General features: G+C 71.7%; 23 protein-coding genes. 12 read left to right on the forward strand and 11 right to left on the reverse strand.

Annotated elements, in window-relative coordinates; translation table 11 throughout:
* Window positions 1-137: 137 nt before the first annotated feature.
* From ACYU96_RS17635 to rplI, 5 genes are all read left to right on the forward strand, one after another.
* Window positions 138-2,780: a transglycosylase domain-containing protein gene (locus ACYU96_RS17635; RefSeq protein ID WP_460756459.1), complete on the forward strand. Its 2,643-nt coding sequence runs from the start codon at window positions 138-140 to the stop codon at window positions 2,778-2,780.
* Window positions 2,781-2,943: 163 nt separating this feature from the next.
* Window positions 2,944-3,234, forward strand: a complete 291-nt coding sequence (rpsF, locus tag ACYU96_RS17640; RefSeq protein ID WP_460756462.1) for a 30S ribosomal protein S6 — start codon at window positions 2,944-2,946, stop codon at window positions 3,232-3,234.
* A 135-nt stretch (window positions 3,235-3,369) separates the two neighbouring features.
* On the forward strand, window positions 3,370-3,921 hold the full coding sequence (locus ACYU96_RS17645; protein WP_460756463.1) for a single-stranded DNA-binding protein: 552 nt from the start codon (window positions 3,370-3,372) through the stop codon (window positions 3,919-3,921).
* Window positions 3,922-4,032: 111 nt separating this feature from the next.
* Complete coding sequence (rpsR, locus tag ACYU96_RS17650) at window positions 4,033-4,269, forward strand: 30S ribosomal protein S18 (RefSeq protein WP_123816122.1); 237 nt, start codon at window positions 4,033-4,035, stop codon at window positions 4,267-4,269.
* A 17-nt stretch (window positions 4,270-4,286) separates the two neighbouring features.
* Window positions 4,287-4,736 carry a 50S ribosomal protein L9 gene (rplI, locus tag ACYU96_RS17655; RefSeq protein ID WP_460756467.1) on the forward strand — a complete coding sequence of 150 codons (450 nt, stop codon included), beginning with the start codon at window positions 4,287-4,289 and terminating at the stop codon, window positions 4,734-4,736.
* 173 nt (window positions 4,737-4,909) lie between these two features.
* Here rplI and ACYU96_RS17660 read toward each other — a convergent pair whose 3' ends face one another.
* The 5 genes from ACYU96_RS17660 to ACYU96_RS17680 all read right to left on the reverse strand — a co-directional run bounded on the left by ACYU96_RS17660 (window position 4,910) and on the right by ACYU96_RS17680 (window position 10,273).
* The gene (locus ACYU96_RS17660; RefSeq protein ID WP_460756469.1) at window positions 4,910-5,638 is read right to left on the reverse strand and encodes a response regulator; all 729 of its coding nucleotides are present in this window, start codon (window positions 5,636-5,638) and stop codon (window positions 4,910-4,912) included.
* Complete coding sequence (locus tag ACYU96_RS17665) at window positions 5,635-7,065, reverse strand: sensor histidine kinase (RefSeq protein ID WP_460756471.1); 1,431 nt, start codon at window positions 7,063-7,065, stop codon at window positions 5,635-5,637. The genes ACYU96_RS17660 and ACYU96_RS17665 overlap by 4 nt, the downstream gene beginning before the upstream one ends.
* Window positions 7,066-7,124: 59 nt before the next feature.
* Window positions 7,125-8,186 (reverse strand): ArsA family ATPase, encoded by a 1,062-nt coding sequence (locus ACYU96_RS17670; protein WP_460757049.1) that lies wholly within the window; start codon window positions 8,184-8,186, stop codon window positions 7,125-7,127.
* A gap of 106 nt (window positions 8,187-8,292) precedes the next feature.
* Window positions 8,293-8,559 (reverse strand): cory-CC-star protein, encoded by a 267-nt coding sequence (locus ACYU96_RS17675; RefSeq protein WP_460756474.1) that lies wholly within the window; start codon window positions 8,557-8,559, stop codon window positions 8,293-8,295.
* Between the two features lie 4 nt (window positions 8,560-8,563).
* On the reverse strand, window positions 8,564-10,273 hold the full coding sequence (locus tag ACYU96_RS17680; RefSeq protein ID WP_460756477.1) for a carbon starvation CstA family protein: 1,710 nt from the start codon (window positions 10,271-10,273) through the stop codon (window positions 8,564-8,566).
* Window positions 10,274-10,339: 66 nt separating this feature from the next.
* Here ACYU96_RS17680 and ACYU96_RS17685 point away from each other — a divergent pair, with 66 nt between their 5' ends.
* Window positions 10,340-11,164 (forward strand): CPBP family glutamic-type intramembrane protease, encoded by an 825-nt coding sequence (locus ACYU96_RS17685; RefSeq protein ID WP_460756480.1) that lies wholly within the window; start codon window positions 10,340-10,342, stop codon window positions 11,162-11,164.
* A 40-nt stretch (window positions 11,165-11,204) separates the two neighbouring features.
* Here ACYU96_RS17685 and ACYU96_RS17690 read toward each other — a convergent pair whose 3' ends face one another.
* Window positions 11,205-11,951 (reverse strand): DUF305 domain-containing protein, encoded by a 747-nt coding sequence (locus ACYU96_RS17690; RefSeq protein ID WP_460756482.1) that lies wholly within the window; start codon window positions 11,949-11,951, stop codon window positions 11,205-11,207.
* A 120-nt stretch (window positions 11,952-12,071) separates the two neighbouring features.
* Window positions 12,072-13,544: an LVIVD repeat-containing protein gene (locus ACYU96_RS17695; protein WP_460756485.1), complete on the reverse strand. Its 1,473-nt coding sequence runs from the start codon at window positions 13,542-13,544 to the stop codon at window positions 12,072-12,074.
* Between the two features lie 131 nt (window positions 13,545-13,675).
* On the opposite strand from ACYU96_RS17695, the gene ACYU96_RS17700 reads away from it, so the two are divergent.
* Window positions 13,676-14,440 carry a DUF305 domain-containing protein gene (locus ACYU96_RS17700; protein WP_460756487.1) on the forward strand — a complete coding sequence of 255 codons (765 nt, stop codon included), beginning with the start codon at window positions 13,676-13,678 and terminating at the stop codon, window positions 14,438-14,440.
* Between the two features lie 103 nt (window positions 14,441-14,543).
* Here ACYU96_RS17700 and ACYU96_RS17705 read toward each other — a convergent pair whose 3' ends face one another.
* Window positions 14,544-15,359: an MBL fold metallo-hydrolase gene (locus ACYU96_RS17705; protein ID WP_460756490.1), complete on the reverse strand. Its 816-nt coding sequence runs from the start codon at window positions 15,357-15,359 to the stop codon at window positions 14,544-14,546.
* A 224-nt stretch (window positions 15,360-15,583) separates the two neighbouring features.
* On the opposite strand from ACYU96_RS17705, the gene ACYU96_RS17710 reads away from it, so the two are divergent.
* The 4 genes from ACYU96_RS17710 to ACYU96_RS17725 all read left to right on the forward strand — a co-directional run bounded on the left by ACYU96_RS17710 (window position 15,584) and on the right by ACYU96_RS17725 (window position 19,688).
* Window positions 15,584-16,504 carry an ABC transporter ATP-binding protein gene (locus ACYU96_RS17710; RefSeq protein WP_460756493.1) on the forward strand — a complete coding sequence of 307 codons (921 nt, stop codon included), beginning with the start codon at window positions 15,584-15,586 and terminating at the stop codon, window positions 16,502-16,504.
* Entirely contained in the window at window positions 16,504-17,691 is a 1,188-nt protein-coding gene (locus tag ACYU96_RS17715) for an ABC transporter permease (RefSeq protein WP_460756495.1), read from the forward strand. The genes ACYU96_RS17710 and ACYU96_RS17715 overlap by 1 nt, the downstream gene beginning before the upstream one ends.
* Before the next feature lie 188 nt (window positions 17,692-17,879).
* A complete protein-coding gene (locus tag ACYU96_RS17720) occupies window positions 17,880-18,032 on the forward strand; it encodes a hypothetical protein (RefSeq protein ID WP_460756498.1) in 153 nt (50 codons plus the stop codon).
* Between the two features lie 30 nt (window positions 18,033-18,062).
* A complete protein-coding gene (locus tag ACYU96_RS17725; protein WP_460756500.1) occupies window positions 18,063-19,688 on the forward strand; it encodes a hypothetical protein in 1,626 nt (541 codons plus the stop codon).
* A gap of 81 nt (window positions 19,689-19,769) precedes the next feature.
* Here ACYU96_RS17725 and ACYU96_RS17730 read toward each other — a convergent pair whose 3' ends face one another.
* Together ACYU96_RS17730 and ACYU96_RS17735 are read right to left on the reverse strand one after the other, a co-directional pair.
* The gene (locus ACYU96_RS17730; RefSeq protein WP_460756503.1) at window positions 19,770-21,479 is read right to left on the reverse strand and encodes a hypothetical protein; all 1,710 of its coding nucleotides are present in this window, start codon (window positions 21,477-21,479) and stop codon (window positions 19,770-19,772) included.
* 98 nt (window positions 21,480-21,577) lie between these two features.
* Window positions 21,578-23,068: a hypothetical protein gene (locus ACYU96_RS17735; protein ID WP_460756506.1), complete on the reverse strand. Its 1,491-nt coding sequence runs from the start codon at window positions 23,066-23,068 to the stop codon at window positions 21,578-21,580.
* Window positions 23,069-23,193: 125 nt separating this feature from the next.
* Here ACYU96_RS17735 and ACYU96_RS17740 point away from each other — a divergent pair, with 125 nt between their 5' ends.
* A complete protein-coding gene (locus ACYU96_RS17740; protein WP_460756508.1) occupies window positions 23,194-24,906 on the forward strand; it encodes an outer membrane protein assembly factor BamB family protein in 1,713 nt (570 codons plus the stop codon).
* Here ACYU96_RS17740 and ACYU96_RS17745 read toward each other — a convergent pair.
* Window positions 24,891-25,931: a glycoside hydrolase family protein gene (locus ACYU96_RS17745; protein WP_460756511.1), complete on the reverse strand. Its 1,041-nt coding sequence runs from the start codon at window positions 25,929-25,931 to the stop codon at window positions 24,891-24,893. The two genes, ACYU96_RS17740 and ACYU96_RS17745, sit on opposite strands and share 16 nt — an antisense overlap.
* Between the last annotated feature and the right edge of the window lie 179 nt (window positions 25,932-26,110).

Raw genomic sequence — 26,110 nt, forward strand, 5'->3', positions numbered from 1 at the left:
GTGATTCCACCCTCATCGTTGCCGAACGCCGAGGCGGTGCCTCTATTGTGTCGGGTGGTTCGTTGTGCCTCGGACCGTGCGGGTCCCAGACCCCTTCCAGGCACCGACCACCCCCGAACGAGAGGAAGAGGCAGGACGTGGCTACCAACTGGAGTGCCCCGCAGCTCCCGCCGTTCCGCCCGCGTCCGCGCACGCAGTTCTGGAACTACCCGCGGCCGTACCGCACGGGCTGGAAGGCATGGCTGCCGTCGTGGCGGTTCATCGTCGGCACGATGCTGGCGGGTGCGTCGCTGCTCGCCGGCGTCGTCATGGCCGCATGGATCAACCTTCCGGTGCCCGGGCAGCTTGCCGATGTCGGCAACCAGAGCACCGTCGTCTACTGGGCCGACGGCTCGCAGCTCGGCGAGATCGCGGCCGAGAAGCGGCAGATCGTGACGCCGGAGGACTTGGGAGAGAACTGGGACCTCATCACGAACTCGCTCATCGCGTCCGAGGACCAGACGTTCCGCGACAACATCGGCGTGGACTTCGTCGGTATCGCCCGGTCGGCCGTCAACAACCTCAGGGGCGGCGCTCAGCAGGGTGGCTCGACACTCACCCAGCAGTACGTCGAGACCTATCTGACCGGCCTGAACACGGGTTACGACGGCAAGTTCCGCGAGGTCATCCTCGCCATGAAGGTGGCGCAGCAGGAGGACAAGGACGTCATCCTCGAGCGGTACCTCAACACGATCTACTTCGGGCGCGGCGCCTACGGGATCGAGGCGGGGGCGCAGGCCTACTTCGGCAAGTCCGCCGCCAAGCTCAGCTACAACGAGGTGGCCTTCCTCATCGGCACCATCCCCTCCCCGAACCAGTGGGACGGGACGACCGACCCCGAGTACAGCAAGGGCTGGGTGAAGGACCGCTGGGGCCGCTCGGTCGCGTTCATGGCCCAGGAGGGTGTCATCTCGGCGGACGACGAGGCGCAGGCCAAGTTCCCGAAGCCGAAGAAGTACACCCCGGGCGGCGCGCGCTCCGGCCAGACGGGCTACCTGCTCGAGGAGGTCAAGCGGGAGCTCAAGGACCCGGACGGGGCAGGGCTCACCGAGGACAACCTGTTGAGCGACGGCTACAAGATCTATACGACGATCGACAAGAAGATGCAGGCGGCGGCCACGTCGACCGGCAGCTCGATCGAGACGACCGATCCCGACGGCAAGAAGAACAAGGTGCCCGGGAAGGCCTCGAAATGGCTGCGGTCGTCCGTCGTCACCATCGACCCGAAGAACGGCGCGATCAAGGCGCTGTACGGCGGGCCTGACTACTCGGAGCCGTTCTACCAGACGAACTCGGCCACGCAGGACTCCGCGCAGGCCGCGTCGACGTTCAAGCCGTTCACCCTGGTCGCCGCGTTGCAAGAGGGCATCTCGATGGGGACCAAGTTCGACGGGAACAGCCCACAGCAGATCCCGGGCTGGACGGTGTGGAACGAGGAGACCCAGCAGGAGGAAGACCAGGAGCTCGGCAACTTCGACGACGAGAGCTTCGGGCAGATCGATCTCGCCGCCGCCACCAAGGACTCGGTGAACACCGTCTACGCGCAGCTGAACGTGGAGGTGGGGCCCAACGCCACCCGGCAGGCGGCGGTCGATGCGGGAATTCCGCTCTCCACGGACGGGAACGCGAGCCTGGCCAACGTGCTCGGCACCGACAACGTGACGGCGCTGCAGCTGACCCGCGCCTACGCGACCTTTGCCGCGCAGGGTGTCAAGACCGATCCGCACATCGTGAAGAACGTGACGACGCTGGGCGGCGAGGAGCGGTACACGACCTCGGTCACCCAGGACCGCGTCTTCCCGGAGGACGTCATGGCGGGCGCGACGTACGCGATGCAGCAGGTCGTGGAGGACGGTTCGGGCTTGGCCGCGCGGGAGCTCGGCCGGCCCGTCGCCGGCAAGACGGGTTCCTCCAACGAGAACCGGTCCGCGTGGTTCGCCGGCTACACGCCCCAGTACGCGACGGTCGTCGGGCTCTACCAGTACAACCGTGACGCGCGGGACGGCAAGGGCACGTACGAGCAGATCCAGCCCTGGGGCGAGTACGAGCAGATGGGCTGGCCGATCACCGGTGGTACGTGGCCGGCGTCGGCGTGGACCGAATACATGCAGAAGGTGTACGAGATCCACAGCGACCTGCCGATCGCGAAGTTCCCGGAGTACGAGTACGAGCCGGTCCAGCCGTCCCCGTCCCCGACCCCGACGCAGTCCGAGGAGCCGGAGGAAGAGACGGTCGCGGTTCCGAGCGACCTGCGCGGCAGGGACTGGAACGAGGTCCGCCAGATCCTCGTGGACCTCGGTCTGAACGCGCAGAAGGCCGACGTGGACAGCTCAGAGCCACAGAACACGGTCGTCAGCGTGCCGAACGAGGGACAGGAGGTCCCCGTCGGATCGACGCTCGTGCTCGAGGTCTCCACCGGAGCGGTGGAAGAGGTGCAGACCGTGCCGGACGTCACGGGCATGGACCAGAACTCTGCCCGGAACCAGCTACGCAGCTTCGGGTACGAGATGGTGCCGACGACGGTGGCCGGCGATCAGCCCGCGGGCACGGTCGTGAGCCAGTCCCCGGGTGGCGGTACGGAGCTGCCCGAGGGCTCGCCCGTGACGGTCGAGGTCTCCGACGGTTCCGGCGCGGACGACGGCGGCGGCTGTGGTGTCTTCGGTTGTGACCCCACCACCGAACCTACCGACGGGACGGGCGGCGGGAACGGCAACGGCGGCAACGGCGGCAACGGCGGCTGACGCTCCCCGGTGACCCGCGCCACCCCGTCCCGGCTTCGGCCGGGGCGGGGTGCGCTGTAGACTCGGATCCTGCTGTGCCCGGCGCTGTCGGGTACAGCGACGCGAGAACCCTCCTGTCACGGAACGACCGTGACCGCTGAGACCAGAGGAGGTGGGTATCGACATGCGTCAGTACGAACTGATGGTGATCCTGGACCCGGAGGTCGAGGAGCGCACCGTCCAGCCGTCGCTCGAGAAGCTGCTCACGGTCATCAAGACCGACGGCGGCACCGTCGACAAGATGGACATCTGGGGTCGCCGCCGCCTGGCGTTCGACATCACGAAGAAGTCCGAGGGCATCTACGCCGTCGTGGACTTCACGTCGACGCCGGACACGGCGAAGGAGCTGGACCGCCAGCTCGGCCTGAACGAGGTCGTGCTGCGCACCAAGATCCTCCGCACCGGCGACCGCTGAGGACCCCCAGCAACGGGAGCTGAACCAACGCTTGAGCCGACCTCCACGTGACACGGCCGCCGCACGGCGGATGTCAGTGTCTCGTGATGGGATGCGGTGACGAAACGGCGTCGAGACGAATCGAGGAACTTGGTAATGGCTGGCGAGACCGTCATCACAGTGGTGGGGAACCTGACCGGTGACCCGGAGCTGCGCTTCACCCCGTCGGGTGCGGCAGTGGCCAACTTCACGATCGCTTCCACGCCGCGCATCTTCGACCGTCAGAACAACGAGTGGAAGGACGGGGAAACCCTGTTCATGCGCTGCTCGTTGTGGCGGGAAGCCGCGGAGAACGTCGCGGAGTCGCTGACCAAGGGCATGCGCGTCCTCGCGCAGGGCCGCCTGGTGCAGCGCTCGTACGAGACCCGCGAGGGGGAGAAGCGCACCGTCGTCGAGCTGCAGGTGGACGAGATCGGTCCCTCCCTGCGGCGCGCTACCGCCAAGGTCACCAAGGCCCAGCGCTCCGGTGGCGGGTTCGGCGGCGGCGACAACTTCGGCGGAGGCGGCCAGCAGAGCTCTGGCGGCTTCGGCGGAGGTTCCGGCGGCGGCTTCAGCTCGTCCGGTGGTGGTCAGCAGCAGGCCGACCCGTGGGCCACAGCAGGCCCAGCGTCGTCCGGTGGCGGGTTCTCGGAGGACCCGCCCTTCTGACCGGCACTCATACCAGACATCATCTTGTCCGTGCCCGGCGGCACACCCGCGCGTCATGCGAACGGGTCGTCGTTCCAGGGTGCGGCCCGCACCTGAAGAAGGAGCAACACCATGGCGAAGCCTGTGGTGCGTAAGCCCAAGAAGAAGGCCAACCCACTCAAGTCCGCGAAGATCGACAACATCGATTACAAGGACACCGCCCTGCTGCGCAAGTTCATCTCGGACCGCGGCAAGATCCGTGCCCGCCGCGTCACCGGCGTGACCGTGCAGGAGCAGCGTCAGATCGCGAAGGCCGTGAAGAACGCCCGCGAGATGGCTCTGCTGCCGTACACGTCGACGGCTCGCTGAGGAAGGGATCGAGAACCATGGCAAAGCTGATCCTGACCCACGAGGTGACCGGCCTGGGCGAGCCCGGCGACGTGGTCGACGTGAAGGACGGGTACGCCCGTAACTTCCTCATCCCGCGTTCGCTGGCGACGCCGTGGACCAAGGGCGCCGAGAAGGACGTGACCGCGATCCGCCGTGCCCGCAAGGCACGTGAGATCGCCACGCTCGACGAGGCGAAGGCCCTGGCGGACTCCATCGCCGCCAAGCCGGTGACCGTCACCGCCAACGCCGGCCCCGGTGGCCGCCTGTTCGGTGCGATCACGACGGCGGAGATCGCCGGAGCGGTCGCCACCGAGAGCGGCAAGTCCGTGGACAAGCGCAAGATCGAGATCGGCCAGCCGATCAAGTCCACCGGTGACCACACCGTGTCGATCCGCCTGCACCCCGAGGTGTCGGCCAAGATCGCCGTCAAGGTCGTCGCGGGCTGACCGAGCCCGGACCCAGAAGGGCCCCGGATCCCGCAAGGGGTCCGGGGCCCTTCCGTGTCCGCTGCCTGCAGCCCGAGGTGCGCGGCGGTTCTCATCGTCACGAACTCAGGGCCGGCGTCAGCGATCGATGACATGAACGACCGGGGTTGCCGATCGTTGACACGTAGGTCGGTTCAGATCAACCCGTGCCGGTGCGCCAGGACCACGGCCTGGACGCGGTCCCGCAGATGGAGCTTGGACAGCAGGTTGGAGACGTGGGTCTTGACCGTCGCCTCGCCCAGCCAGAGGCGCTCGGCGATCTCGCCGTTCGACAGGCCGGTGCCCACCAGCTCCAGCACCTCCCGTTCCCGCGGGGTGAGCGTGGCGAGCGCGCCGTCGGCGGGATCCGTCGCCGGCTCTCCGTGTGCCGCCGTTCCGTCCGGCGACGGCTTTCCGTTCGACGGCGGCAGCCCGCCGGACCCGGCACCAGCGCCCGCACCCGCCGCGCCGTCGACCATCTGCCGGATCACGCGCCGCGTGATCTCCGGCGCGAGGAGCGCGTGGCCCGCTGCGACCGTGCGGACGGCCTCGACCATCCGTTCGGCCTCGGAGTTCTTGAGCAGGAAGCCGCTCGCGCCCGCCGACAGCGCCTGGAAGACGTACTCGTCGTTGTCGAAGGTGGTCAGGACCAGCACCTTCGCGAGATCGTCGGCGACGAAGCGGCGGGTCGCCTCGATCCCGTCCATGACGGGCATCTGCACGTCCATGAGGACGACGTCGGGCCGCAGCTCCCGGGCGAGCTCCACCGCCTCGGCACCGTCGGCGGCCTCGCCGGCCACCTCGATGTCGTCCTCCACCGAGAGGATGAGGGCGAAGCCGGACCGGACGAGCTGCTGGTCGTCCACGAGCAGGACGCGGATCATGAGGGGCCTCCCTCGGCCTCGACAGGTTCGGCGTACGTGGCGTGCTCGGCGGACATGGCGGGTCCTCGCGCCGGCCCCCCGTCGGGCAGCGGCAGCCGGACCCGGATACGGAACCCCACGGTCGCGCGCGGTCCGGCCTCCACCTCGCCGTCGTGCGCGGCCGCACGCTCGCGGATGCCGACCAGCCCGAGGCCGCTCCCGGACGTCCCGGGGCGCGGGTTCCCGTCGTCGAGCACCTCGACCTCGGTCCAGCCGTGCGGCATCGCGGAGTCCCCACGGCGGTCGACACGGAGCGTGACCGACGCGCCGCGGGCCGTGGAGTGCTTCCGCACGTTGTTCAGCGCCTCTTGGGTGGTGCGGTAGAGGGCCGCGCCGATCGGGCCGGGGACGGTGCCGGACGCTCCGTCCGGCTCCTCGACCAGCCGGTAGGTGCAGCTCAGGCCGTCGGTGGCGTCGCCGGCGAGGGTGGCGACACCGGCGAGGTTCGCGGTGCTGGCGGACTGGACCGGCGTCGTGTCGCCGGGCCGTGTCCCGTCCACCTGCCGCAGGGTCCCGACGAGCCCGCGCATCTGCTCGACGCCCTCCCGGGAGGACGTCTCGATCACGCTCAGGGCCTCTGCGGCCTTGTCCGGGCTCTTCGTGAGCACCCGCCGCGCGGCGGCCGCCTGGACGCCGATCACCGACACGTGGTGCGCGACGACGTCGTGCAGCTCGCGCGCGATCCGCAGCCTCTCCTCCAGGACGGCGTGCTCGCGCAGGTCGCGAGCCTGCTTCTCGATGGTGGCGGTCTGCTCGAAGACCTGTTCGCGACGTCGGGCACCGTGCCAGGCGAGCTGGCCCAGCACGACGGCCCCGCCGAAGAACGCCACGTTCGTCAGGAGCTGGTACAGCGTGAGCGCCGTCCACGGCGGCAGCAGCCCCGGGCGTTCGCCGCCGAGCTCCGCCAGGAACGTGTCGCGCGCGCTGGCGTCGACGACCGACAGGACGATGAAGCCGAACATCGCCACGAGCACCACGGCGACCGCGATCAGCATCGCCCGCCGGTCCCGTGCCCACGCGACCACCGCGTAGAGCGACATGAAGTAGGCCACCTGCAGCGGGGCGACCGCGGTGACGATGCCGTCGGCCACCATGAGCCCGGCCGCGAACAGCCCGTACACGACGAGCATCGAGACGATCGGGTAGAGGCGGCGCCACGCCAGCGGCAGCGCGGTCACGGCGGCAGCCAGGTGGGGGAACCACCCCGGCATCTCGTGGCCCTCGAACATCCCCCCGCTGTTGGCGAGCTCGGTCGCCATGACGCTCAGCGCCGCGATCCAGGCCGCGAGGATCGCGTCGTTCCGGAAGGTGCGGCGGCGGTCCGCGGGACGGCGTTCCCAGTCGGCGTCGACGCCGAACCATCGGGCGAGTCGGGCAAGGCTGTTCACGTCCTCACCCTAGATGTCCTGCGCCACCCCTAGCCTCCCCCTCTGGTCGGAGTCCGCCGTCACAAGCCGGCGAAGCGGGCCAGGGCCTCCTCGCCGACGACGTCGTCCGCCAGCAGCTCCGCTTCGGCGCGGGGGACGTCGCCCAGGGTGTCGGTCAGGGTCCGGAGGTGCTCCTCCTCGCGCTCGCGGCGCGCGTCGAGCAGGTCGCCCGCGCCCGCCGGGGACCGCTTGTTCACCACCAGGGCGCCCACGTCGACACCCAGCCTCACGAGCTGGGCGTGCAGCTCGACGGTCTCCAGCACGGGCAGCCGCTCCGCGGCCAGGACCAGCACGAACGACGTCGTGCTCCGGTCGGCCAGCACCGCTCGCAGCCGCTCGAACCGGGTACGACGGCGCAGCAGCACCCGCCGGATCTCGGAGTCCCGCTCGGCGCGCGGGTCGGTGCGGCCGACGAGCGCGCTCGCCCCGTCGTCGTCGGGGTCGTCCCGGGCGAGGCCGCGGAGCGCCGCACCGAACCTCGCGGAGCTCTCCTGCCGGCGCAGCAGGCCCTCGGTCCAGGCGGACATCGTCTCGGGCAGCGCCATCAGCCTGGCGGTGTGGCCGGACGGGGCGGTGTCGAAGACGACGAGGTCGTAGTCGGCGAGGCCGGTCTCGACGGCGTCGGCGATCCGTTCGAGGACGGCGGCCTCGTGCGTGCCGGGCGCCTCGCGGGCCAGGTCCAGGTGGCGGGCGACCTCTCCGGACAGCCGTTCCGGCATCAACCGCCGCAGCGTCCGCCCGACCTCCTCGAGATGCCGCTCGACGGTCCGCCCAGGATCGATCTCGACCCCGTCCACACACCCGCCGCCACCGCCGCTGCGTCGGCTGGTGTCATCTCCTCCGCTGTTGTCACCGGCGTCGTCGGCGGCGGGTGGGGTGGTCGTGAGGCGGGTGGGGGTGTCGGTGAGGGGAGTGTCCCAGAGGTGGCCGAGGTTGTGGGCCGGGTCCGTGGAGACCAGGAGGACCCGGCGGCCCGCACGGGCCTGGGCGAGCGCCAGCGCGGACGCCACCGTCGTCTTCCCGACGCCGCCCTTGCCGCCCGCGAACAGCACACGCACCCGCGAGGCGACGCCACGCAGGATGTCCCCGCCGGGCCCGGCCAGGAGAGCCGGACCCGCCACGTCGTCGGGCGCCACGTCGTCGCCCGCAAGGTGGTCGTCGGGCGGTCCGGTCATCGTCGGCCCCCGTTCAGCAGCACGAGACGTTCTCCAGCGGCGACCGGTCCATCCCCATACGGGTGTGCCACTCGTGGACCCGCTCGTGGATGAGCGGCAGCAGCTCGATCGTGTAGTACGACGCCGGGTTGGGCACGCCCAGCGCCTCGGACAGCACGATGAGCGTGAACAGGTCGTCCTCCTCGCGCTGGGCGCGGGCGAAGGTGCGGCGGTAGGGCGCGACGTAGAACTCCCGGAGCCCGTCCGAGAAGCCGCGCCACCACCGCCGCACCGCCGTCATGAGGTCAGCGCTCCGCGCCGTCGTCGGCGGTGGACGACGCCGTGGCCGCGGCGTCGGCCTCGTCCGTGATCTCGGGCCCGCGCCAGGCCTTCACCATGGCGATGGCCGCCTCCAGCGCGACCCACAGGGACGCGACGAGGATGATCACGTCGAGCACGAGCTGCAGCCACTGGCCGCCCTCGTAGAAGCTCCGGAGCTGGACGATCAGTGCCGCGACCGACATGCAGAGCACGAACACCAGCGGCACCAGCGCCGCGATCGCGTTGCGCTTGCGCTGCAGCAGGATCACCGCGACCACGGCCAGCGTCAAGGAAGCGAGCAGCTGGTTGGTGGTGCCGAAGAGCGGCCAGAGCACCTGGAGCCCACCCTGCCCGTCGGCCCCCATGCTGAACGTGAGACCGAGGGCCACGACGACGGCCAGGACCGTCGCCACCAGCTTGTTGACCGTGATCCCCATCAGCTCGCCCGCCTCCTGGATCACGAAGCGCTGCAGGCGCACGCCCGTGTCCATGGTGGTGGCGGCGAACAGGATCGCCGTCGTCGCGAGGATGGTCGCGGCGAGGGCGGAGGGGATGGCGAGGCCCTGGTTGACGATCGTGGCACCACCCTGGACGAACGCCACGACGCCGCCCTGGCCGAACTCGGTGTAGATCTCCTCCCAGTTGGCGAGGGTCGCGAAGCCGGCGGTCGCGGCGATGATCGAGCCCAGCGCGAGCAGGCCCTCGCCGACGGCGCCGAAGTAGCCGACGAACCGGGCGTCGGTCTCCTTGTCGAGCTGCTTGGACGACGTGCCCGACGACACCATGCCGTGGAAGCCCGAGATGGCGCCGCACGCGATGGTCACGAACAGCAGCGGCACGAGGCTGGGCGTGCCCTCCGGCACGTCGGTGTTGATCGCCGGGGCGACGATGTCCGGCGAACCGATCAGCACCGCGCCGTAGAGGATGCCGAGGGCGATGAACAGCTGGACGCCGTTGATGTAGTCGCGTGGCTGCAGCAGCACGTGCACCGGCAGCAGCGACGCGACGCCGGCGTACAGGAACAGCATCGTCAGCCACAGCGGCGCGGCGGAACCCTCCGGCAGCGCGAGGGGGACGGCGTTGCCGACCAGGATCAGGGCGTACAGGGCGGCGACGCCGATCAGGGTGGTGATCCCCAGGTGGATCTTCCAGCGGTAGATCATCTGCCCGACGACGATCGCCACGACGAGCGCGCCCCAGGTGGGGATGACCGCCGTCGGGTTGCCGACGAGCAGGTTCGTGATGACCGTCGCGAACGCGGCGTTCACCATGAGCAGCAGCAGGAAGATGACCACGAGGAACAGCGAGCGGCCCCGGGCCCCGATGTAGCGGCCGGACAGCATGCCCATCGACTGGCCGCGGTGGCGGGCCGACGCCCACAGCGCACCCATGTCGTGCATGCCCGCGAAGAAGATCGTCCCGATGGTGACCCAGAGGAACGCGGGCAGCCAGCCCCAGATGACGGCCACGGCCGGACCGACGATCGGGGCCGCCCCCGCGACCGAGGTGAAGTGGTGGCCCCACAGCACGAACTTGTTGGTGGGGACGTAGTCCACGCCGTCCTTCATGGCGTGGGCCGGCGTGGCGTACTCCGGGTCGAGTCGATACACGCGGCTCGCGAGGTACTTCGAATACAGGAAGTAGCCTCCGAGCACCATCGCGATACCGATGGCCGCCAGGAGTAGGGAGTTCATGGTTGCTCCTATCTGTCGTCGTTGACCGATGCTGTCGCAGACTTTACAACCGGTAGGTTGTCTCGCGTGACCGCCGACGTTCTGACATCGACACGTGCTGTCGCCGCCCTCCGGTACGGGGCGGCGGTGCTGGTCTGCGGGTCTGCCGTCCTCCTGTTCGCCGTCCACATCCGGCCGATCGCGTACGTCCCGCTCGTGGTGGGGGTCCTGCTCGGCCTGTGGGCCGACCGGGCGCTCGGGAAGGACCTCGCCCTGATCGCCGTCGGGCTCGGCATCATCTCGACGATCTCCCTGGCCGCGGAGCTCTCGAACGAGAGGATGCTGCAGTTCACCCTCGCGCTCGGCGGGGCGGTGCTCGTGCCGTGGGCGCTGGCGCGCTACGTGGTGAGGCACGAAGCCGTGAAGTTCCCCGTGGCGACGGGCCAGCGCTGGGGGCGCGGGCAGTGGGCCTACCTCGCGATCGTCGTCGCGGTGGGGTACCTGATCCTGCCGTTCTACTTCCTGGGGTCGGGTGCCTACCTCAACTGGCCGGACCTTGACGGTTCCACGGACATCTGGCGGTTGTTCGTCGGGGTCAACGCCGTCGGGATCTGGGACGAGCTGTTCTTCATCTGCGTCTGCTTCGCGCTGCTGTGCCGACACTTCCCGGTGTGGCACGCGAACGTGCTCCAGGCGATGATCTTCGTGTCGTTCCTGTGGGAGCTCGGCTACCGCGAGTGGGGGCCGCTGCTGACCATCCCGTTCGCGCTGGTCCAGGGCTGGATCTTCGCGAAGTTCAAGTCCCTGCCGTACGTGGTGACGGTCCACCTGCTGTTCGACGCCGTCGTCTTCGCCGTGCTGGTGCACGGCCACCACCCGGACCTGTTCGCCATCTTCGTCACGGCCCCGTAGCCCGACGGCGCCCCGCTGGTCGCGAACGGGACAGGGCTGGTCACAGCCCGGCCAAGGCCTCCTGGAGGACGTCCAGCTCTCCGCGGATGCGTTCCCGCTCCGCTTCCGCCAGCTCGATCGCCTCCGGGTCCATGCCGTCCTCGATCTGCTCGTCGGCCGGCTGGAGCCCGCCGTAGTGGTGCTCGATCAGCGCGCCCACCAGCGCACCGTCGAACTCCGTGCCCCGCAGTCCAGCCATCTGCTCGACCTGTTCCGGCGTGAGCATGCCGTGATCGGTGTCCGTGCCGTGCGCGTGCTGCAGGCCGGCCGGCGCTCGCGGACCGGACCCGTCGCCGCTGCCGTCGTCCCCGGCGCCGTCGAGGCCGCCGGCCTCGACGAGGGCGAGCACGGTCGTGACGGACGCCGGCACCGGTATCCGGCGGTCCGTGAGCCACACGGCGAGGGCGTCGGCCTGCACGGCGGACTCCGTGCCGACGTCGTGCGCGAGCTCCAGCACCTCGGGGTTCTCGCTGCGGTTCGGCGCCAGCGACGCGAGCTCCGCGGCCTGCGCGTTGTGCTCGGACATGACCTGCGCGAAGACGCGGTCGGCGTCGTTGTACCCCTCGGCCGCCTGCCGCGCCGGGACCGCGACGCCGAGCCACAGCATCATCGCGAGGACGGCCGCGACCCCGCCCGCCAGGATGGCGCCCATCAGGCGCAGCCGCTTGCGCAGGTCGTACGCGTCCGACGCCGGAGCGGGCGGGCCGTCGGCCACAGCGTCGGACGGCGGCGCGGGATCCGGGGTCATGACCGGAAGGTTGCCACACGGACGAGCCGGGCCGCCACCGTCTCGTGCGAGACGGTGGCGGCCCGGCCGGGCTGAGAGCTGCGTCGGCTCAGCACGACGTCAGCCCCGAGCCGCGCCGGCTCAGAACCGCTGCTGCATCTGCGGGTTGAGCGAGGACAGGTGCTTCGCCCTGCGGTCGATGGACCGGTCCAGCTTGAAGGTGTCGAAGCCGACGGACAGGTCGTTCGAGTACACGTAGCCGTTGTAGTAGTACGACGACCAGGTACCGCCGCCGCTGACACCCGCGCCGCGGTCGAACCAGGCGACCTCGGTCGGGTTCTCGGAGTCGGTGAAGTCGTACACCGAGGTGCCGCCCTGGTACCAGGACTGGACCATGAGGTCCTTGCCCTTGACCGGGATCAGCGACCCGTTGTGCGCGACGCAGTTCTCGTCCGCGGTGTTGGTGCGCGGGATCTTGTAGTACGACTTGAAGACGAGCTCCTTGGACCCCCAGCGCTTGCCGCTGCCGTGGTGCCTGGTGCGCTCGATGTCGTAGATGCCGTTGGCGCCCTGCTCGTCGCGGAACTCGCCGGTGCAGGTCGCGAGACCGCCACCCCCGAGCTCGTCGGTGAAGACCACCTTGGTGCCGTCGTTGTTGAACGTGGCGGAGTGCCAGAACGCGAAGTTCTCGGTGTCGCGCACGTTGCTGAGGAGCTTCGGTGCCTCCCGGTCGGAGATGTCCAGGAGGATGCCGTCACCCATGCACGCGCCGGCCGCGAGGTCGTACTTCACGTAGGTGGTGATGTCGTGGCAGCCCGACGTGGAGTAGTAGCTGTCGGGGCCCTCCGGTGACTCGTAGCCGCCGTCCGGGAACAGGTTCGGCTCCGCGACGACCTTGGCGCGTTCCAGGTTCCGGGTCGGGATCTTGACGACCGAGATGAGGTCGTGCGGCGGCTGGCAGTTCGCGAGCTGGTCGCTCGGGAAGTACGACGAGACGTAGACGTACAGGTCCTTGCCGCGCTTGGTCGGCGCCAGCGAGTGCGTGTGCGAACCGCAGTCCGTCGCCACGGACTTCACGTACTGCGGGTTCAACGGGTCCGAGATGTCCCAGACCTTGATGCCCTCCCAGTAGTCCACCGGGTCGGACGACGCCTGGCTATTGCACGAGTCGTCGGTGCGGCGCGAGTCGGTGGACAGCACCAGGATGTTCTTGTACACCGAGATGTCGTTCTGGCCACCCGGGCAGTACACCTGCAGGGCCTGCTCCGGCTCGGCGGGGTTCGACAGGTCGTAGACGGTGAAGCCGTCGTAGTTCCCGGCGAACGCGTACTTGCCCTTGAAGGCGATGTCGGAGCCCGTGCTCTGCAGCGACCCGTTCTTCGGGACGTTGCTGGTGTGCTCCATCTTGAAGCTCTCGACCTCACCCGGCGGGACGTCGGGGTCGGCGGAGCTGGTACCCACCACCCCGGATGTCGTGGCCGACTCGGCTCCGTCGCCGGGTTCGGCCGAGGCCATCGGCCCCGCCGCCGCGACAGCCACGGTCGCCAGGGTCAGCGACAGCACGGCTCCGGCGGCGCCCCTCAGGTGAGTTTTCTTCAGGGTTGATCGACGCATTCGCGCCACACCTCCTTGTTAGGGTCGCTGCGAGTCTTACCGCACATCAAGGTTTCGTCCAGCGCTTTCGGACATTTTTTACTTGTCGGTGACACCGAACGCGAGATGATCTTCCGGTGACTCGACGCAGCATGCACAGTTCCCAGGTCCCGAATGTCGTGCCCGCGCCCGTCCCGGCGCCCTCCGTCGACGGGCGACGGCGGTCGTGGTGGCCCCGGGCGGCCGGGGCAGGCCTGCTCGCGGTGGCGCTGACCCTGCCGGCGGCCTGCACCGCCGAGGGCGAGCCGGAGGCGGTGTCGACGCCGTCGTCGGTCGTGCTGAAGCCCGGGAAGCCGGGTGAGCCCGCGGAGACCGTGGCCCCGGGGGACTTCGAGGGGGTCGCGCCCGAGAACGAGTGGAACGAGGCGGACACCGAGTTCATGACCGGCATGATCTATCACCATGACCAGGCCGTGGTGATGACCTCGTGGGTGCCGGAGCAGGCGGCGTCGGCACAGCTCAAGAGCTTCGCCGACCGGATGCACAGCACGCAGCGGGCCGAGATCAGGCTGATGTCGGACTGGCTGGCCGAGCGTGACCAGCCCGTCCCCGTGATCGCGCAGGACGACGACGGCACCGGGCCTCGCGCCCCGGAGGGCACGCACGACCACGGCGAGGGCCTCCAGCCCGGGATGCTGACCGACGCCGAGCTGGCCGAGCTGGAGGCCGCGTCCGGCGAGGAGTTCGACCGGCTCTTCCTGGAGGGCATGATCGACCACCACAAGGGCGCGATCTCGATGTGCTCGGACGTGTCCGGTGCCGGGATCGACCAGTCCGTCCAGGAGCTCGCGGCCAACATCGGTGTCGACCAGGCGGCGGAGATCGACCGCCTGGAGGACCTGCTGGCCGGGCTCTGACCCTGCCGGCACGCCCTGAGCACACCTCTGCCCACGCCCTCGGCCGACGCGGGCGGCCGCCGGGACGGTCCGCCTCGTCGGTGGGGGCGTCGAGCGGCGGCGCTCACGTCAGGTGGTCGAAATCGCCTCTCGTCCAGGCCGCGTGGCGTTCCGCGGAGCGCTGGACCACGGCGCGGGCGTCCGTGTCGATGGTCGCGTCGAAGTTGTTGTAGAGCCGGTCGAAGTCGAACCGGCCGACGTGGTCCGCGATCCGCAGCACCACGTTCCCCGACAGCGGGAGGCGGTTCGGGTAGCTGCGCATGAACGAGACCGTCTTCCGGTCAGGGTTGGCGAAGATCGTGTCGCCCGTCAGCAGCACGCCGCGCCCCTCCGCGCCGGCCGCCCAGTACGCCACCGCGTTACCGGGAAAGTGGCCGCCGGGCTGCGTGAGCGTCACGCCGGGAAGGATCTCCCGGTCCTCCTTCCAGGTCTCGACCGCCGCGTCCGGCCGGGCCACCCACTCGGCGTCGGCCTCGCTGACCAGCACCGGGACCCCGCCGAACCGCCTGCTCCACTCGACCTGCACGCCGTACATGTGCGGGTGGCTCGCCACGATGAAGGCCAGCCCGCCGAGCTCCTCGACCTGCGCGACGGCGTCGTCGTCGATATAGCCGGGGACGTCGAACAGGAGGTTGCCGCCCGGCGTGCGGACGATCTTCGGGGTGGGCCCGATGCCGACGCCAGGCTCCGTGTGCAGGCCGAACAGGTCCGGCTCGAACTCGAAGAGCTCGATGCGCTCCCCCGCGGCGGACAGCTCGTCGAGGGTCGTCCAGTGCTGGCCGTCGGCCGGCACCCACTGTCGTTCGTCGGCGCAGATCCCGCACACAGCAGGTCGCTCGGCATGCTCCACGCCGCAGGTACCGCAGATCCAGAAGGTCATGCTCCGACACTACGAGACCGCGCGGGCAGGAACGACGGCGAGGTAGGGGCAAGTGCTCACGTAGGGGCGCGGGGAGTGCCCCCTGGGGCCTACCTGAGCACTTGCCCCTACCTCGCCGTCGTTCCTGCCCGCGCGGTCGAGCGTCCCGAGACCCACCGTCAGGTGGAGACGACTCCCCCTCGCGGACGATCCCGGAGCCCGCGCCCGCGCCATAGCGTGACGTCATGAGCACATCACTACGAGGGGACGCCGATCTCGAGGTCCGGTCCCTGGTCCGGGTCTTCGGATCGGGCGACGGCGAGGTCCGCGCCGTCGACGGCGTCTCGTTCCGCGCGCCGTCCGGCCTGCTGACCGGGTTCGTGGGCGGCAACGGAGCCGGCAAGACGTCGACGATGCGGATGATGATGGGCGTGCTGGCGCCGACGGCGGGCGAGACGCTGTTCGGCGGCCGGCCGATCACGGCGTCGGACCGCCGCACCTTCGGCTACATGCCCGAGGAGCGCGGCCTCTACCCGAAGCAGCCGGTGCTCGACCAGCTCGTGTACCTCGGGCGGCTGCGCGGGATCCCCACCGTGACGGTGCGCGCCGAGATCCTCGCCCACCTGGAGCGCCTCGGCCTCGCCGACCGGGCGAAGGACCACGTGGAGAAGCTGTCGCTCGGTAACCAGCAGCGCGTCCAGATCATCGCGGCGCTCATGGGGTCACCGCGCGCCCTGCTGCTCGACGAGCCGTTCAGCGGACTCGACCCGGCCGCCGTCGACGGCATGGCCGACCTGCTCCGCGAGCACACCTCGCGCGGCGTGCCGGTGCTCTTCTCCTCCCACCAGCTCGACCTGGTCGACCGGCTGTGCGAGCGGCTCGTGATCCTGCGCCAGGGGCACGTGGTCGCCGACGGCACCCCCGCCGAGCTCGCCGCGCGCGGCACGGTGCGGCACCGCCTCGTCCTGTCGGGCGACGCCGGGTGGGTGCGGAGCGTGCCAGGCGTCCGGGCCGTCGACGTCGACGGCCCGGTCGCGCTGCTGGAGGTCTCCGACGACGACGCCGGCAGCCGGCTCCTGAGCGCCGCGCTCGATCGCGGCGCGGTGCGCGAGTTCGCCCCGGTGCGGCCGAGCCTGACCGAGATCTACCGAGAGGTGGCTGCCTGATGAGCGGCTCGAACGACTCCCCCGCCTGGCTGATCGTCATGCAGCGCGAGATCGTCGCGCGGGTGATGAACAAGGCCTACCTGATCGGCCTGCTGGTGACGGTCGTGCTCATCGCCGGCCTCGCCGGGTTCTTCGCCTGGCAGAGCCAGGACGTCGACACCTACGACGTGGCCGTCGTCGCCGGCGACGACGCGGCGGTGACCGCCGTCGAGCGGGGCGAGGCAGACCTCAAGGAGTCCGGTGCCGACGGCGAGCTCACCGTCCACGAGGTCGCCGACGCGGAGGCGGCGCGTGCCGCGCTCGAGGACGAGTCCGCCGACGTCTGGCTGAGCAGCGCGGGCGACGACGGCTGGACCCTCTCCGGGTGGCGCGAGCCGGACCAGCAGCTCACCCTCCTGCTGACGCCGGTCGTCGAGAAGGTGACCGTGGCCGAGCGCGCCGAGGCCGCCGGGACGAGTCTCGCCGACCTCACCGCAGGCGGGGACCTGACCACGGAACGGCTCAACGGCAGCGAGGTGGAGCCGGGCGTGGTGCGGCTGGCGAGCTTCGCGCTGGCATTCCTGTTCTTCATGGGCGCGCTCGGCGCGGGGCAGATGATCGCGAGCAGCGTGGTGGAGGAGAAGCAGTCGCGGCTGGTGGAGATCATCGCGTCGGCGGTGCCGCTGCGGCACGTGCTCGCCGGCAAGGTGCTCGGCAACTCCGTGATCGCGCTGGCGCAGAACGTGCTGCTCGCGTCGGTCGGGCTGGTCGGGCTGGCGCTCACGGACTTCAAGGCCGCGGTGCCTGCGATGTCGGCCTCCCTGAGCTGGTTCGTGGTGTTCTTCGCCGTGGGCTTCGTGGCGGTCGCGTCCCTCTACGCGATGGCGGGCGCCCTGGCCTCGCGGACCGAGGACCTGCAGGGCACGACGGCGCCCCTGACAGTGGTCCTCATGGCCGTCTACCTGACGACGTTCGGCGCCGACGGAACTCTCGAACGGGTGCTGTCGTTCGTCCCGCTGACCTCGATCGTGTCGATGCCGGTGCGCGTGCTGTCCGGGGACACGGACTGGTGGGAGCCCTTCGTGGCGCTCGTGCTGCTGGCCGCGTCCGCCGTCGGGGCGGTGCTGGTCTCGGAGAAGGCGTACCGTCGGGCGCTGCTGCAGACCGACGGTCGCCTGGGCTGGAAGCAGGCGTTGCGCGCGACGTGACCGTGTCGTGGGGCGAACCGAACGCGCTTCATCTGATTGTGGCCAGTCGGCAACACCGGTGAAACTCCTCGGCCGCAGCATGGTCACCACGGGTGTACCGCCCGCCGCCCAGCTTGAGGAGGCCGACCATGGATGCCGTGACCCGGATGAGGTCAATCGTTTCAGCCGCCGAGCGTGACCGTTCCCAGATGTCCGCGCCGGAGGGCGGGCACGAGCTGGGCCCGGCGGACTCGCGGGAGGCGGGGGACGCGCTGACCTGCGACCCCCAGGACCGCAAGCGTCGCGCCCACGCCGCCCTGCTGGACCTGGTCGTCGAGACGGCGGCGAAGCGGGGGATCTGAACCGGCGCGTTCTGTGGAAAACTCCTGGCCATGCCTAAGCAGGAGGACGCTCTACGCGGTGACGACGGCGCGCTGCTCGACGGCGTGCCGGAGTACATCAGGAATCTCTCCGAGCCGGCGCCGGACGAGTCCGGCGCCGACGCCGGCGACGAGCCCCGCGACGACCTCTCCGACCACGGCGGCGCCGGTGCCGGCCCGCTGAGCCGGGCGCGTGAGCGCACCGGTGCGGGCCTGGCACGCGTGGGGGCCGGCGTCCGGCGGGCCGGGACGGCCTCCGCGGGAGGGATCGGCCGGGCGGGCCGGTCCGCCCGTGCGGCACTGCCCACCAGCACGAAGGGGCGCGCGATCCTGGTGTCCGGGACCGCCGTCGTCGCGGCCGGGGTGGTCGTGGGAGTGCTCGCCGTGCAGGCCTACCAGCGCGACGAGAACCTGCGTGCCGCTCCCGGCGGCGTCCTGACGCTGGAGGAGGCCGCGCACGAGGCGTGGGCGGTCGACCTGGACGGTGCCGTCCAGCCGCGCATCACTCCGGTGGCCGGGCTGGCGGCGGTCACCGCGGGGGGCAGCGTGCTCGGGCTCGACCCGGTGACCGGCGTGGAGCGCTGGAGCGTCGAGGTCCTGGACGACGACGCCGTCGCCGAGGGGGCGCAGCTCCGTTGCGGCCCGTCGCTGCGGACGGTCGGCTCGGTCGCGGTGCGCGCCGCGCCGTCGTCGGCCCCGCTGGTCTGCGTGACGGAGGACGGCGCCGCGCGGGAGGCCGTGGTGATCGGCGCCGACGGTGCCGTCGAACGCCGTGCGCTCGAACCGGCCGGCGACGCCGGGTCCGCCACCGTGCACGCTCCGCTGCCCGGCGGCGGTCTCGCCGTCATCGCCCGTGACGAGGGCCGCGTCGACCTGGGCGACGCGCAGGTCCTCGAGGACGACGACGGCGTTGCCTGGGTGAAGGGCACGATCGCCTCCGCCCCGGGCGTGACGATCCAGGTGGAGGACGCCGCGACGGGCGACGTCCGCTGGGGTCCCGTCACCGTGGACTTCGACGCGGCGGCCGACGAGTCCTCCTGCCTGACGTGGGGCGACGACGGCCCGGAGATCGAGGTGCTCAACGACTTCACCTGGTCCGCGGACGAGGCCGAGATCAGCGTCGCGGCCTGCGGGATCGCGGCCCGGCTCGTGACTGCCGACGGGGGGCCCGTGCCGGACGTCGAGCTGGAGGACCGCGTGCGGACGCCGTGGGCGACCGACGACCCGGAGCTCGACCCGGCGCTCGTGCCCGAGCGCGAGGACACCGCCGACGTGCTCGCGCAGACGGCGGACGTCGCCGTCGTGCTGACGGTGGAGGGGCAGGTCGAGGCATACGACGTGAAGACCGGCGACACTCGCTGGACCGCCGACGTGCTCGGCGCGGACGCCGCCGCGGTCGCGGGGAGCGCGGTGTTCGGCGCGTACACCGACGGCCGGTCCGTGCTGCTGGTCGTCGACGGCCCGTCGACCGGCGGCTCCGGCCAGCTCCGGCTCGTCGCGCTGGACCTGGGGTCGGGCGCGACGACGTGGGACGAGGACCAGGGCGAGCCGTACGCCCAGATCGCGGCCGTGGACGGGAACCTGGTACAGATCACGGGCACCGGCGTCGCCGGCCTCGCGACGTCTCCGGAACGATGAGCGCGGCGGGTGTGCCGCGCGCGGCCGTCCGCTGACCAGGCTGGGACGGCGGCGTGCGGCCGACCTGCGGCGCGCGGCCGGTCAGCCGGCCTGGTGGCCTGCCAGGGACCCGTCGCTCCCGAGCGACAGGAGGTGGCCGCCGACGGCGAACCAGGTGTGGTCGTCGTGCTCGGTGTTCCAGCGGATGTGGCCGCTGCGGGCGTCGAGCGCGACGAGGTCGACCTGCCTGCCCGCACCGTCCGCGGCTCCTTCCGCCGCCGTGTCCGGCTCGGCCTCCAGCGGCCCGGGGTTGTAGACCATCAGCACGGTCTCCCCGTCGGTGAAGGCTCCCGGCATCCGGGTGGCGCCGGCGCCGAGCCCGGCCTCCTTGCCGGTCCACTCCCACACCCGCTCGCCGGTGCTCAGGTCGATGCCCAGCACGTTCGAGTCGAACGGCTGGAACAGCCCCGTCTCGCCGGTACGCGCGACCATCGTTCCGGAGGCGTCCTCGGACTTCCAGGCCACCGTCCCGTCGCGGCGGAAGCCCTGCGCCGAACCGCCCTGCGGATCGGCGACGACGATGATCTCCGCCGGTGTCCCGTCGCCGGCCTCGCCGGTCGTCACCCAGCCTGCCGCGGAGAACAACTTCGCTCCGTCCGCGGTGCGCACCGTCGTGGTCGGGCCGTTCACCTGCGCCGCGTAGTTCTCCTCGACGACCAGGTCGTCGAACCGGGAGATGAGGCTCCCGGTCCGGACGGCTGTGCCGTCCGGCAGGAACGCCTCGTCGACGCCACAACCCTGCACGTGGATCCGTCCGCTCCAGACCGTCACGCTCAGCGCGCTCACGTCGAGCTCGGGCGTCCCGTTGCCTCGGCGGTCCCGCACGCACGCGAACGTGTCCCCGGTCCAAGGGGCCGTACCGTGCCACCTCTCGTCCCCCGTACGGGCGTCCACCGCGCTGACGATCACCACCCGGTCGGGCTCGGTGGTCGTCCGGCACGAGTCGGGGATCAGGAGGGGGTTCGCGCAGTCGATCTCCGGGGCGTCCCCGTCGAACCAGGCTCGGACGACGAGGCCGCCCGGCCCCGGGATCGTCTCGCCGACCCGCTCGAAGCCGTCCTCCGCCAGCAGCCGGGGCTCGGTGGTCCCACCGTCCGCGGTCACGACGACCGCGCTGCGGTCGTCACCGTTCCCGACGAGGCAGACCAGCTCCTCGGCGCTGACGATTCCGAGGGACGTCGCCTCCGCGGGCGTGCACTGCGGATCGGCGCCGAGCGGGACCCGCCACGCCTCCGCCCCGGTCCCGGCGTCGAGGGCGACGAGGTCCGCCTCCTTCCACCTGACCGGCGCGTTCGGCGCGTCGAAGCGGGCGCGGAGCAGTCGGCTCTGCTCACCCTCGAAGAACACCACGTTCCCGTCCATCTCGATGCCGTCGGTGCCGAGCCCGTAGCGGCCCAGGAGGTTGGTGTCGCCGTCGGGCGCGTACCGCCACGTCTCCGCCGGCGGCGCGGCCAGCGACTCCACGCCGCCGGGCGCCGCCCGCAGCAGCTCGACGCGCTCCTGCTCCCGCGCGGTCCCCACCCCGGCCAGCGCGAGGACGACGACGGAGGCCACCCCGGTGGTGATCAGGCTCGCCGTGCGGTGCCGGGACACGCCGTCCCGGGCGCGGACCATGCCGGAGACGATCGCCGGTCCGAGGCCCCGGAGCGGGCCGCCACCCGGGCCTGGCCGGGGGCCGGGACCGCCGTCGGCCCGGTCGGCCTCGTGCTCACCATCGACCAGATCGAAGACGATCTGCTCCCGCTTCTTCACGTGACCCCCCCCTCAGCACGTTCGTTCCACGTGGATCCCCAGCACAGCAGAGGGAAATCTATCGGACGGACTCGACATCTTGCCCACCCCAGCCGTGGTCAGTCCAGCCCCACGAGTCCGTCGCCCGTCTGGGCGACCAGCCGCCCGCCCACCGCACGGACCTCCCAGCCGTCAGGCACGTCCCAGGCCCACCGCCGTTCACCGGTGCGCAGGTCGAGCGTGACCGCACGCAGGCCCCCGGCGCCGTCCGCCCCGCTGGAATCTCCCCTGACCAGCACCATCACGCGCCTCCCATCGGTGAACGCCACCTCCGGCCCGTAGCCGGACCAGGCGCCGTCGCCGGGCACGCCGACCTGGGTCGTCCACAGGGTCTCGCCTGACCCCAGGTCGATCCCCGTCGCCACCCCGCTGTCGTCCAGCAGCACGCCCTCCCGGGCGGTCCGCGCCAGGAACAGCGCTGGGGTCCGCTCCGTGTCCCACAGGATCCGGCCGTCCTCGCCGACGCGGAGCAGCGCCGCGCCACGCTGCACCAGGTTCACGGACCCGGCGGACCCGTCGGTCGTGACCGGGTCCAGCACCGTGCCCGACGCGTCCCGCTCACCGGTGCCGTCCGGCCCGAACATCAAGGTCAGTCCGGTGCCGAGGGCACCCTGACGGGCCAGGGCGCGGTAGCCGCCGTCGGGCCGGGGCAGCACCTCGACGTCGCCGCGCACCGACCGCGCCCGCTCCATGACCTGACCGTTGGCGGCCAGCCACGAGTCGATCCCGCAGCCCTCCACGAGCACGGTGTGCGCGGTGGTGGTCATCGAGACCGACTCGATGTCGAGCACGTCGTCGTCCACGCACCGCTCCGCCAGACTCACGGTCCGGAACTCCACGGTGCGGCGCCACCGGACGTCCCCCGTGGCCGCGTCCGTGGCCTGCACCCGCACGTCGCGGGCGTCGGTGATCGCGCCGAACCAGCGGCACCTCCCGCCGTCGCAGGCCGAGCTGACCGGAGACTCCGCCGGGTCGGGGCCGATCCGGGAGGCCGTCAGGTACGTGCCGTCCGGTCCGGGCTCGACGACGGCCGCCGGGTCGACGCCGTCGTCGGTGCCGCCGCTGGGCTTCGCGAGGCACACCGGGAGGCGCGGGCGGCCCACCACCGGACCGCACCGTGTCGCGACCGCCGCCCCAAAATCCTCCTCCACCTGCCCCGTCTGCGGATCGAGACCGACGACCGTACCGTTCATCGTCGCGACGACGAGCTCCGCCGACGGCCACACGTCGGCGGTGCCGGACACCCGCCACCGCTCGCTCGGCGGCTCCGCCAGGGAGAGCACGCCGCCGGGCGCGGCCACGAGGTGCTCGGCCCGGTCGCGGTGGTCGCGGACCTCGTCCACCGCGCCGGCGCCCGTCAGCGCGAGGACGGCGGCGGCCACCAGCCACCAGCGCCGACGACGCCACCAGGGCCGGGACGGCAACGAGAAGCGGACGGGCCCGTCACCGTCCTCGAACTCGGGGTCCGTCCCGGAGCCGTCCGGGGGCGCGAGCCCGTCGTCGTCATCGAGCTCGAAGACGACGCGGTCCGTGGCACCTGGCCGGCCCATCCCGTCATTCTCCCCGGTGACGGGCGACAAGTCACTGGTCCTCCGGCCGCCGGGCGCGTTCTCGCCGGCTCCGGTCCCCCCGACGGTTACGGTGCTGCGAGCAACCATGTTCCCAGGGGGTCACAGTGGCGAAGCGGGACCGCGTCGTGTTCGACCTGGTCGAGGACGATCACGAGATCGGCGCCGGCGGCGGCACGCGTCCGCCGGCCCGTGCGGGCGTGCCGCTGCGCGGGCTCGGCCCGGCATTCCTGTCAGGCGTCCTGACGGTGCGGGGACGGGTGGCGCGCCACCGCGTGGCGAGCGGGGTCGCCGTCGGTGTCGCGGCCGCGGTCGTGCTCGGGCTGGCCGTTCTCGAGACGGTCGGGGAGCGGGAGCGCATCGAGCTGCTGCGGGACGCGCCCGGCGGGGTGACCTCGCTGGCCGGGCCGCCGGTGGAGGAGTGGCGGTACGAGCCGGACGGGAGCATCGGCCTGGTGCGGTCGGTCTGGGGCGGCCCGCCCACGGGGGCCGCGGAGCTGGGTGGGAACCTCGTGCTCCTCGCCGGCGAGAGGACCACCGACGGCGACGACCCCGACGGGGCGGTGCCGTCCTGGTCCGACGCCTATCTGGTCGCCGTGGACGTGCAGTCCGGCTCCGAGGCCTGGCGCGTCCCGCTCGGCACGGACCCGGACTGCACGGTGCTGCACGACGGCGGGGCCGTCGCCTCCGGCGAGATGCCGGCTCCCGAGCGGATCACCTGCCTGTCCGGGGACCCCGGGGCGCGCAGCGCGGTCGTCGTGGACGCGGACGGCGCCGTCTCGGCACCGCGTCCGCTGCGAGCCCGGGACGCGGAAAGCTACGGCGACCCGGTGGCCGCGCCGGACGGGCTGGTCGTCCGGGCGCGCTTCGAGGGCGTGGAGCCCCAGGTCGACTGTTCCTTCGAGGACGACGGCGGGTGGGGCTGCACGACGCGGCGCGTCGACCCTGACCGGGCGGCGGTGGTCCGCGCCGAGGATGCCACGACCGGCGAAGAGGTCTGGCGCGAGACCGTGAGCTGGAGCGGCTATCGGGACGGGTGCGTCGTGATGCCCGACGGCCTCGATCCGGGGGACGGCGAACCCGTGGTCGACCCGAACGCGCTGGAGGTGCGGGCCTTCGGCGACAGGGGCGTCACCGTCAGCGGTTGCGGCGTGTCCCGGACCATCTGGTCCGACGGAACCACCGAGGACGCCGCCTGGTCGTTCGCGTCCGACGGCTGGACGTACGGGCCGACCGGTGCGTCGGAGTGGGAGATGATCGTCCGTTCCCCCGCCGGCGACGACCTGTTCACCACCACCGACTACCCGGTCCTGGTCAAGGCGTCGGACGGGAGGACGCGGGAGATCGTGCTCCTCTCCGGACCGTCCGGGGTCCGGGGCCACCACCTGGACGGCACACCTGCCTGGCCGGACGGTCACGAGGACCACGCGATGATCCCGGGCACGGTGCCCGCGAGGGTGGGCGACGTCGTCCTGGTCGACGGGGACGGCGGCGGCGTGCTGGCACTCGACCTGCCCACCGGTACGAAACGGTGGGAGTGGGGACAGGACGGTTCCGACGCATCAAGCGCGACCGCGTTCACCGACGGGGACACCGTGCTGCTGGTCCTCGTGGAGGGGGCGGGGGACGCGACCGGCCCGCTGACGGGCGAGGTCGGGAGCGACGGCCCGCACGGCCCGGCGGAGCTCGTCGCCCTCGACGTGCGCAGCGGCACGGTCCGCTGGCAGGCCGAGCACGACGACGCCACCTGGCTCTCGATCGACGGCCGCCTGGTCTCGGTCACGGACGACGGCGCGCTGGTGGGTCACGCGTCCCGGTAGGCCCGCCCGGTCGCGTTGACGCCCGACGGGGACGCGAGGCCGGTCTCGTGGGCGTCGCGCGAGAGCGTGAACCAGGCGTGCCGCTCGACGTAGGGCAGCGACCTCAGCATGGGGACGACGCCACCCACGAAGGCGATCTGCTCGGCCTCGGAGGGGAAGCGCGGCGCACCGCTGCTGAAGTCGATGAGGGCGTACTCGGTGAGCCAGAGCGGCTTGCCGGGCCAGCGCGCGTGCACCGCTTCGAGGTAGTTGCGCAGGTGCCCGACGGCGGCCGCGGAGAAGTCCCCGCCGTACCAGTGCAGCGGGATGAAGTCGACACGCAGGCCGCGGCCCGCGGCACCGCTCATGAACTGGTCGAGCCAGCCGCCCGCCCGGTCGCCGCTGTGCGCGACGGCCGGCGCGCCGAGCCGCAGCCCGGTCGCCTCCAGCCGGGGCCACAGGTCGAGTGCCTGGGTAGGCGACATGTTCGCCTGGGCGGCGAAGTCCGGCTCGTTGAACCCGAGGAGCTGGGACCCCTCCCGGGTGGCGTTGCCGAGGTCCGTGTCGTTGACGGCGTCCGCTCCCCAGATCATCGGGACGAACTCGCTGCCGCCGGGCCGGGCCGTTCCGCCGGTGGTGGAGGCCCACGTGTAGTACCAGGAGGCGCCGACGCCGGTGATGGCCGCCGTCGCACCGCCGAACGGCGTGACGCTGACGCCCTTGCCGCCCCCCGCGGACGGGGTGGGAGGCTGCCTGGTCGGCTCGGTCTGCTCCGCGGGCCCGGCGGGCTCCGTGGCCTCCGACGGGCCGGCGGGCTCCTTCGACGACGCCGACGGTGACGGCTCCGCCTCCGACGCGGACGGCGACGGCGTCGGCTTCGCCGTGTTCGCGGACAGGCCGCGCCGTGGCTCCGACCGGGCGGCCGCGCGCACCGCGGCGGCGTCCTGCGGCTGGAAGGCGGTCCCGAGGACGGCGGCGCCGAGCGCGCCGGCGCCCACGACGGCGGTGCCGCCGAGGAATCCGCGACGGGAGATCTTGGGGGTCATGATGAGCTCGATCCGCAGCTGGTGGCAGGCCGGGAAAGCACGCTCGCGCGGCTCTCCACGGAACTTTCCGACGAGTAAGCACCGGAGACCCTACGGCAGCACGTGCCGCACGTACATGGGGGAATGCCCGTACCGGCCCAGCCCGGCGCCGCGCCGGCCGGTGGTGAAGGATCCCGGCG

The organism is Myceligenerans cantabricum, assembly GCF_054777735.1.

Excerpts from the sequence above, each read along its gene's own strand:
- ACYU96_RS17735 (WP_460756506.1), bottom strand. The coding sequence starts at position 23,068 with ATGGGCCGGCCAGGTGCCACGGACCGCGTCGTCTTCGAGCTCGATGAC.
- ACYU96_RS17720 (WP_460756498.1), top strand. The coding sequence starts at position 17,880 with ATGTCCGCGCCGGAGGGCGGGCACGAGCTGGGCCCGGCGGACTCGCGG.
- ACYU96_RS17675 (WP_460756474.1), bottom strand. The coding sequence starts at position 8,559 with ATGACGGCGGTGCGGCGGTGGTGGCGCGGCTTCTCGGACGGGCTCCGG.
- ACYU96_RS17695 (WP_460756485.1), bottom strand. The coding sequence starts at position 13,544 with ATGCGTCGATCAACCCTGAAGAAAACTCACCTGAGGGGCGCCGCCGGA.
- ACYU96_RS17700 (WP_460756487.1), top strand. The coding sequence starts at position 13,676 with ATGCACAGTTCCCAGGTCCCGAATGTCGTGCCCGCGCCCGTCCCGGCG.
- ACYU96_RS17660 (WP_460756469.1), bottom strand. The coding sequence starts at position 5,638 with ATGATCCGCGTCCTGCTCGTGGACGACCAGCAGCTCGTCCGGTCCGGC.
- rplI (WP_460756467.1), top strand. The coding sequence starts at position 4,287 with ATGGCAAAGCTGATCCTGACCCACGAGGTGACCGGCCTGGGCGAGCCC.
- rpsR (WP_123816122.1), top strand. The coding sequence starts at position 4,033 with ATGGCGAAGCCTGTGGTGCGTAAGCCCAAGAAGAAGGCCAACCCACTC.
- ACYU96_RS17705 (WP_460756490.1), bottom strand. The coding sequence starts at position 15,359 with ATGACCTTCTGGATCTGCGGTACCTGCGGCGTGGAGCATGCCGAGCGA.
- ACYU96_RS17690 (WP_460756482.1), bottom strand. The coding sequence starts at position 11,951 with ATGACCCCGGATCCCGCGCCGCCGTCCGACGCTGTGGCCGACGGCCCG.
- ACYU96_RS17645 (WP_460756463.1), top strand. The coding sequence starts at position 3,370 with ATGGCTGGCGAGACCGTCATCACAGTGGTGGGGAACCTGACCGGTGAC.
- ACYU96_RS17715 (WP_460756495.1), top strand. The coding sequence starts at position 16,504 with ATGAGCGGCTCGAACGACTCCCCCGCCTGGCTGATCGTCATGCAGCGC.
- ACYU96_RS17680 (WP_460756477.1), bottom strand. The coding sequence starts at position 10,273 with ATGAACTCCCTACTCCTGGCGGCCATCGGTATCGCGATGGTGCTCGGA.
- rpsF (WP_460756462.1), top strand. The coding sequence starts at position 2,944 with ATGCGTCAGTACGAACTGATGGTGATCCTGGACCCGGAGGTCGAGGAG.
- ACYU96_RS17745 (WP_460756511.1), bottom strand. The coding sequence starts at position 25,931 with ATGACCCCCAAGATCTCCCGTCGCGGATTCCTCGGCGGCACCGCCGTC.
- ACYU96_RS17710 (WP_460756493.1), top strand. The coding sequence starts at position 15,584 with ATGAGCACATCACTACGAGGGGACGCCGATCTCGAGGTCCGGTCCCTG.
- ACYU96_RS17725 (WP_460756500.1), top strand. The coding sequence starts at position 18,063 with ATGCCTAAGCAGGAGGACGCTCTACGCGGTGACGACGGCGCGCTGCTC.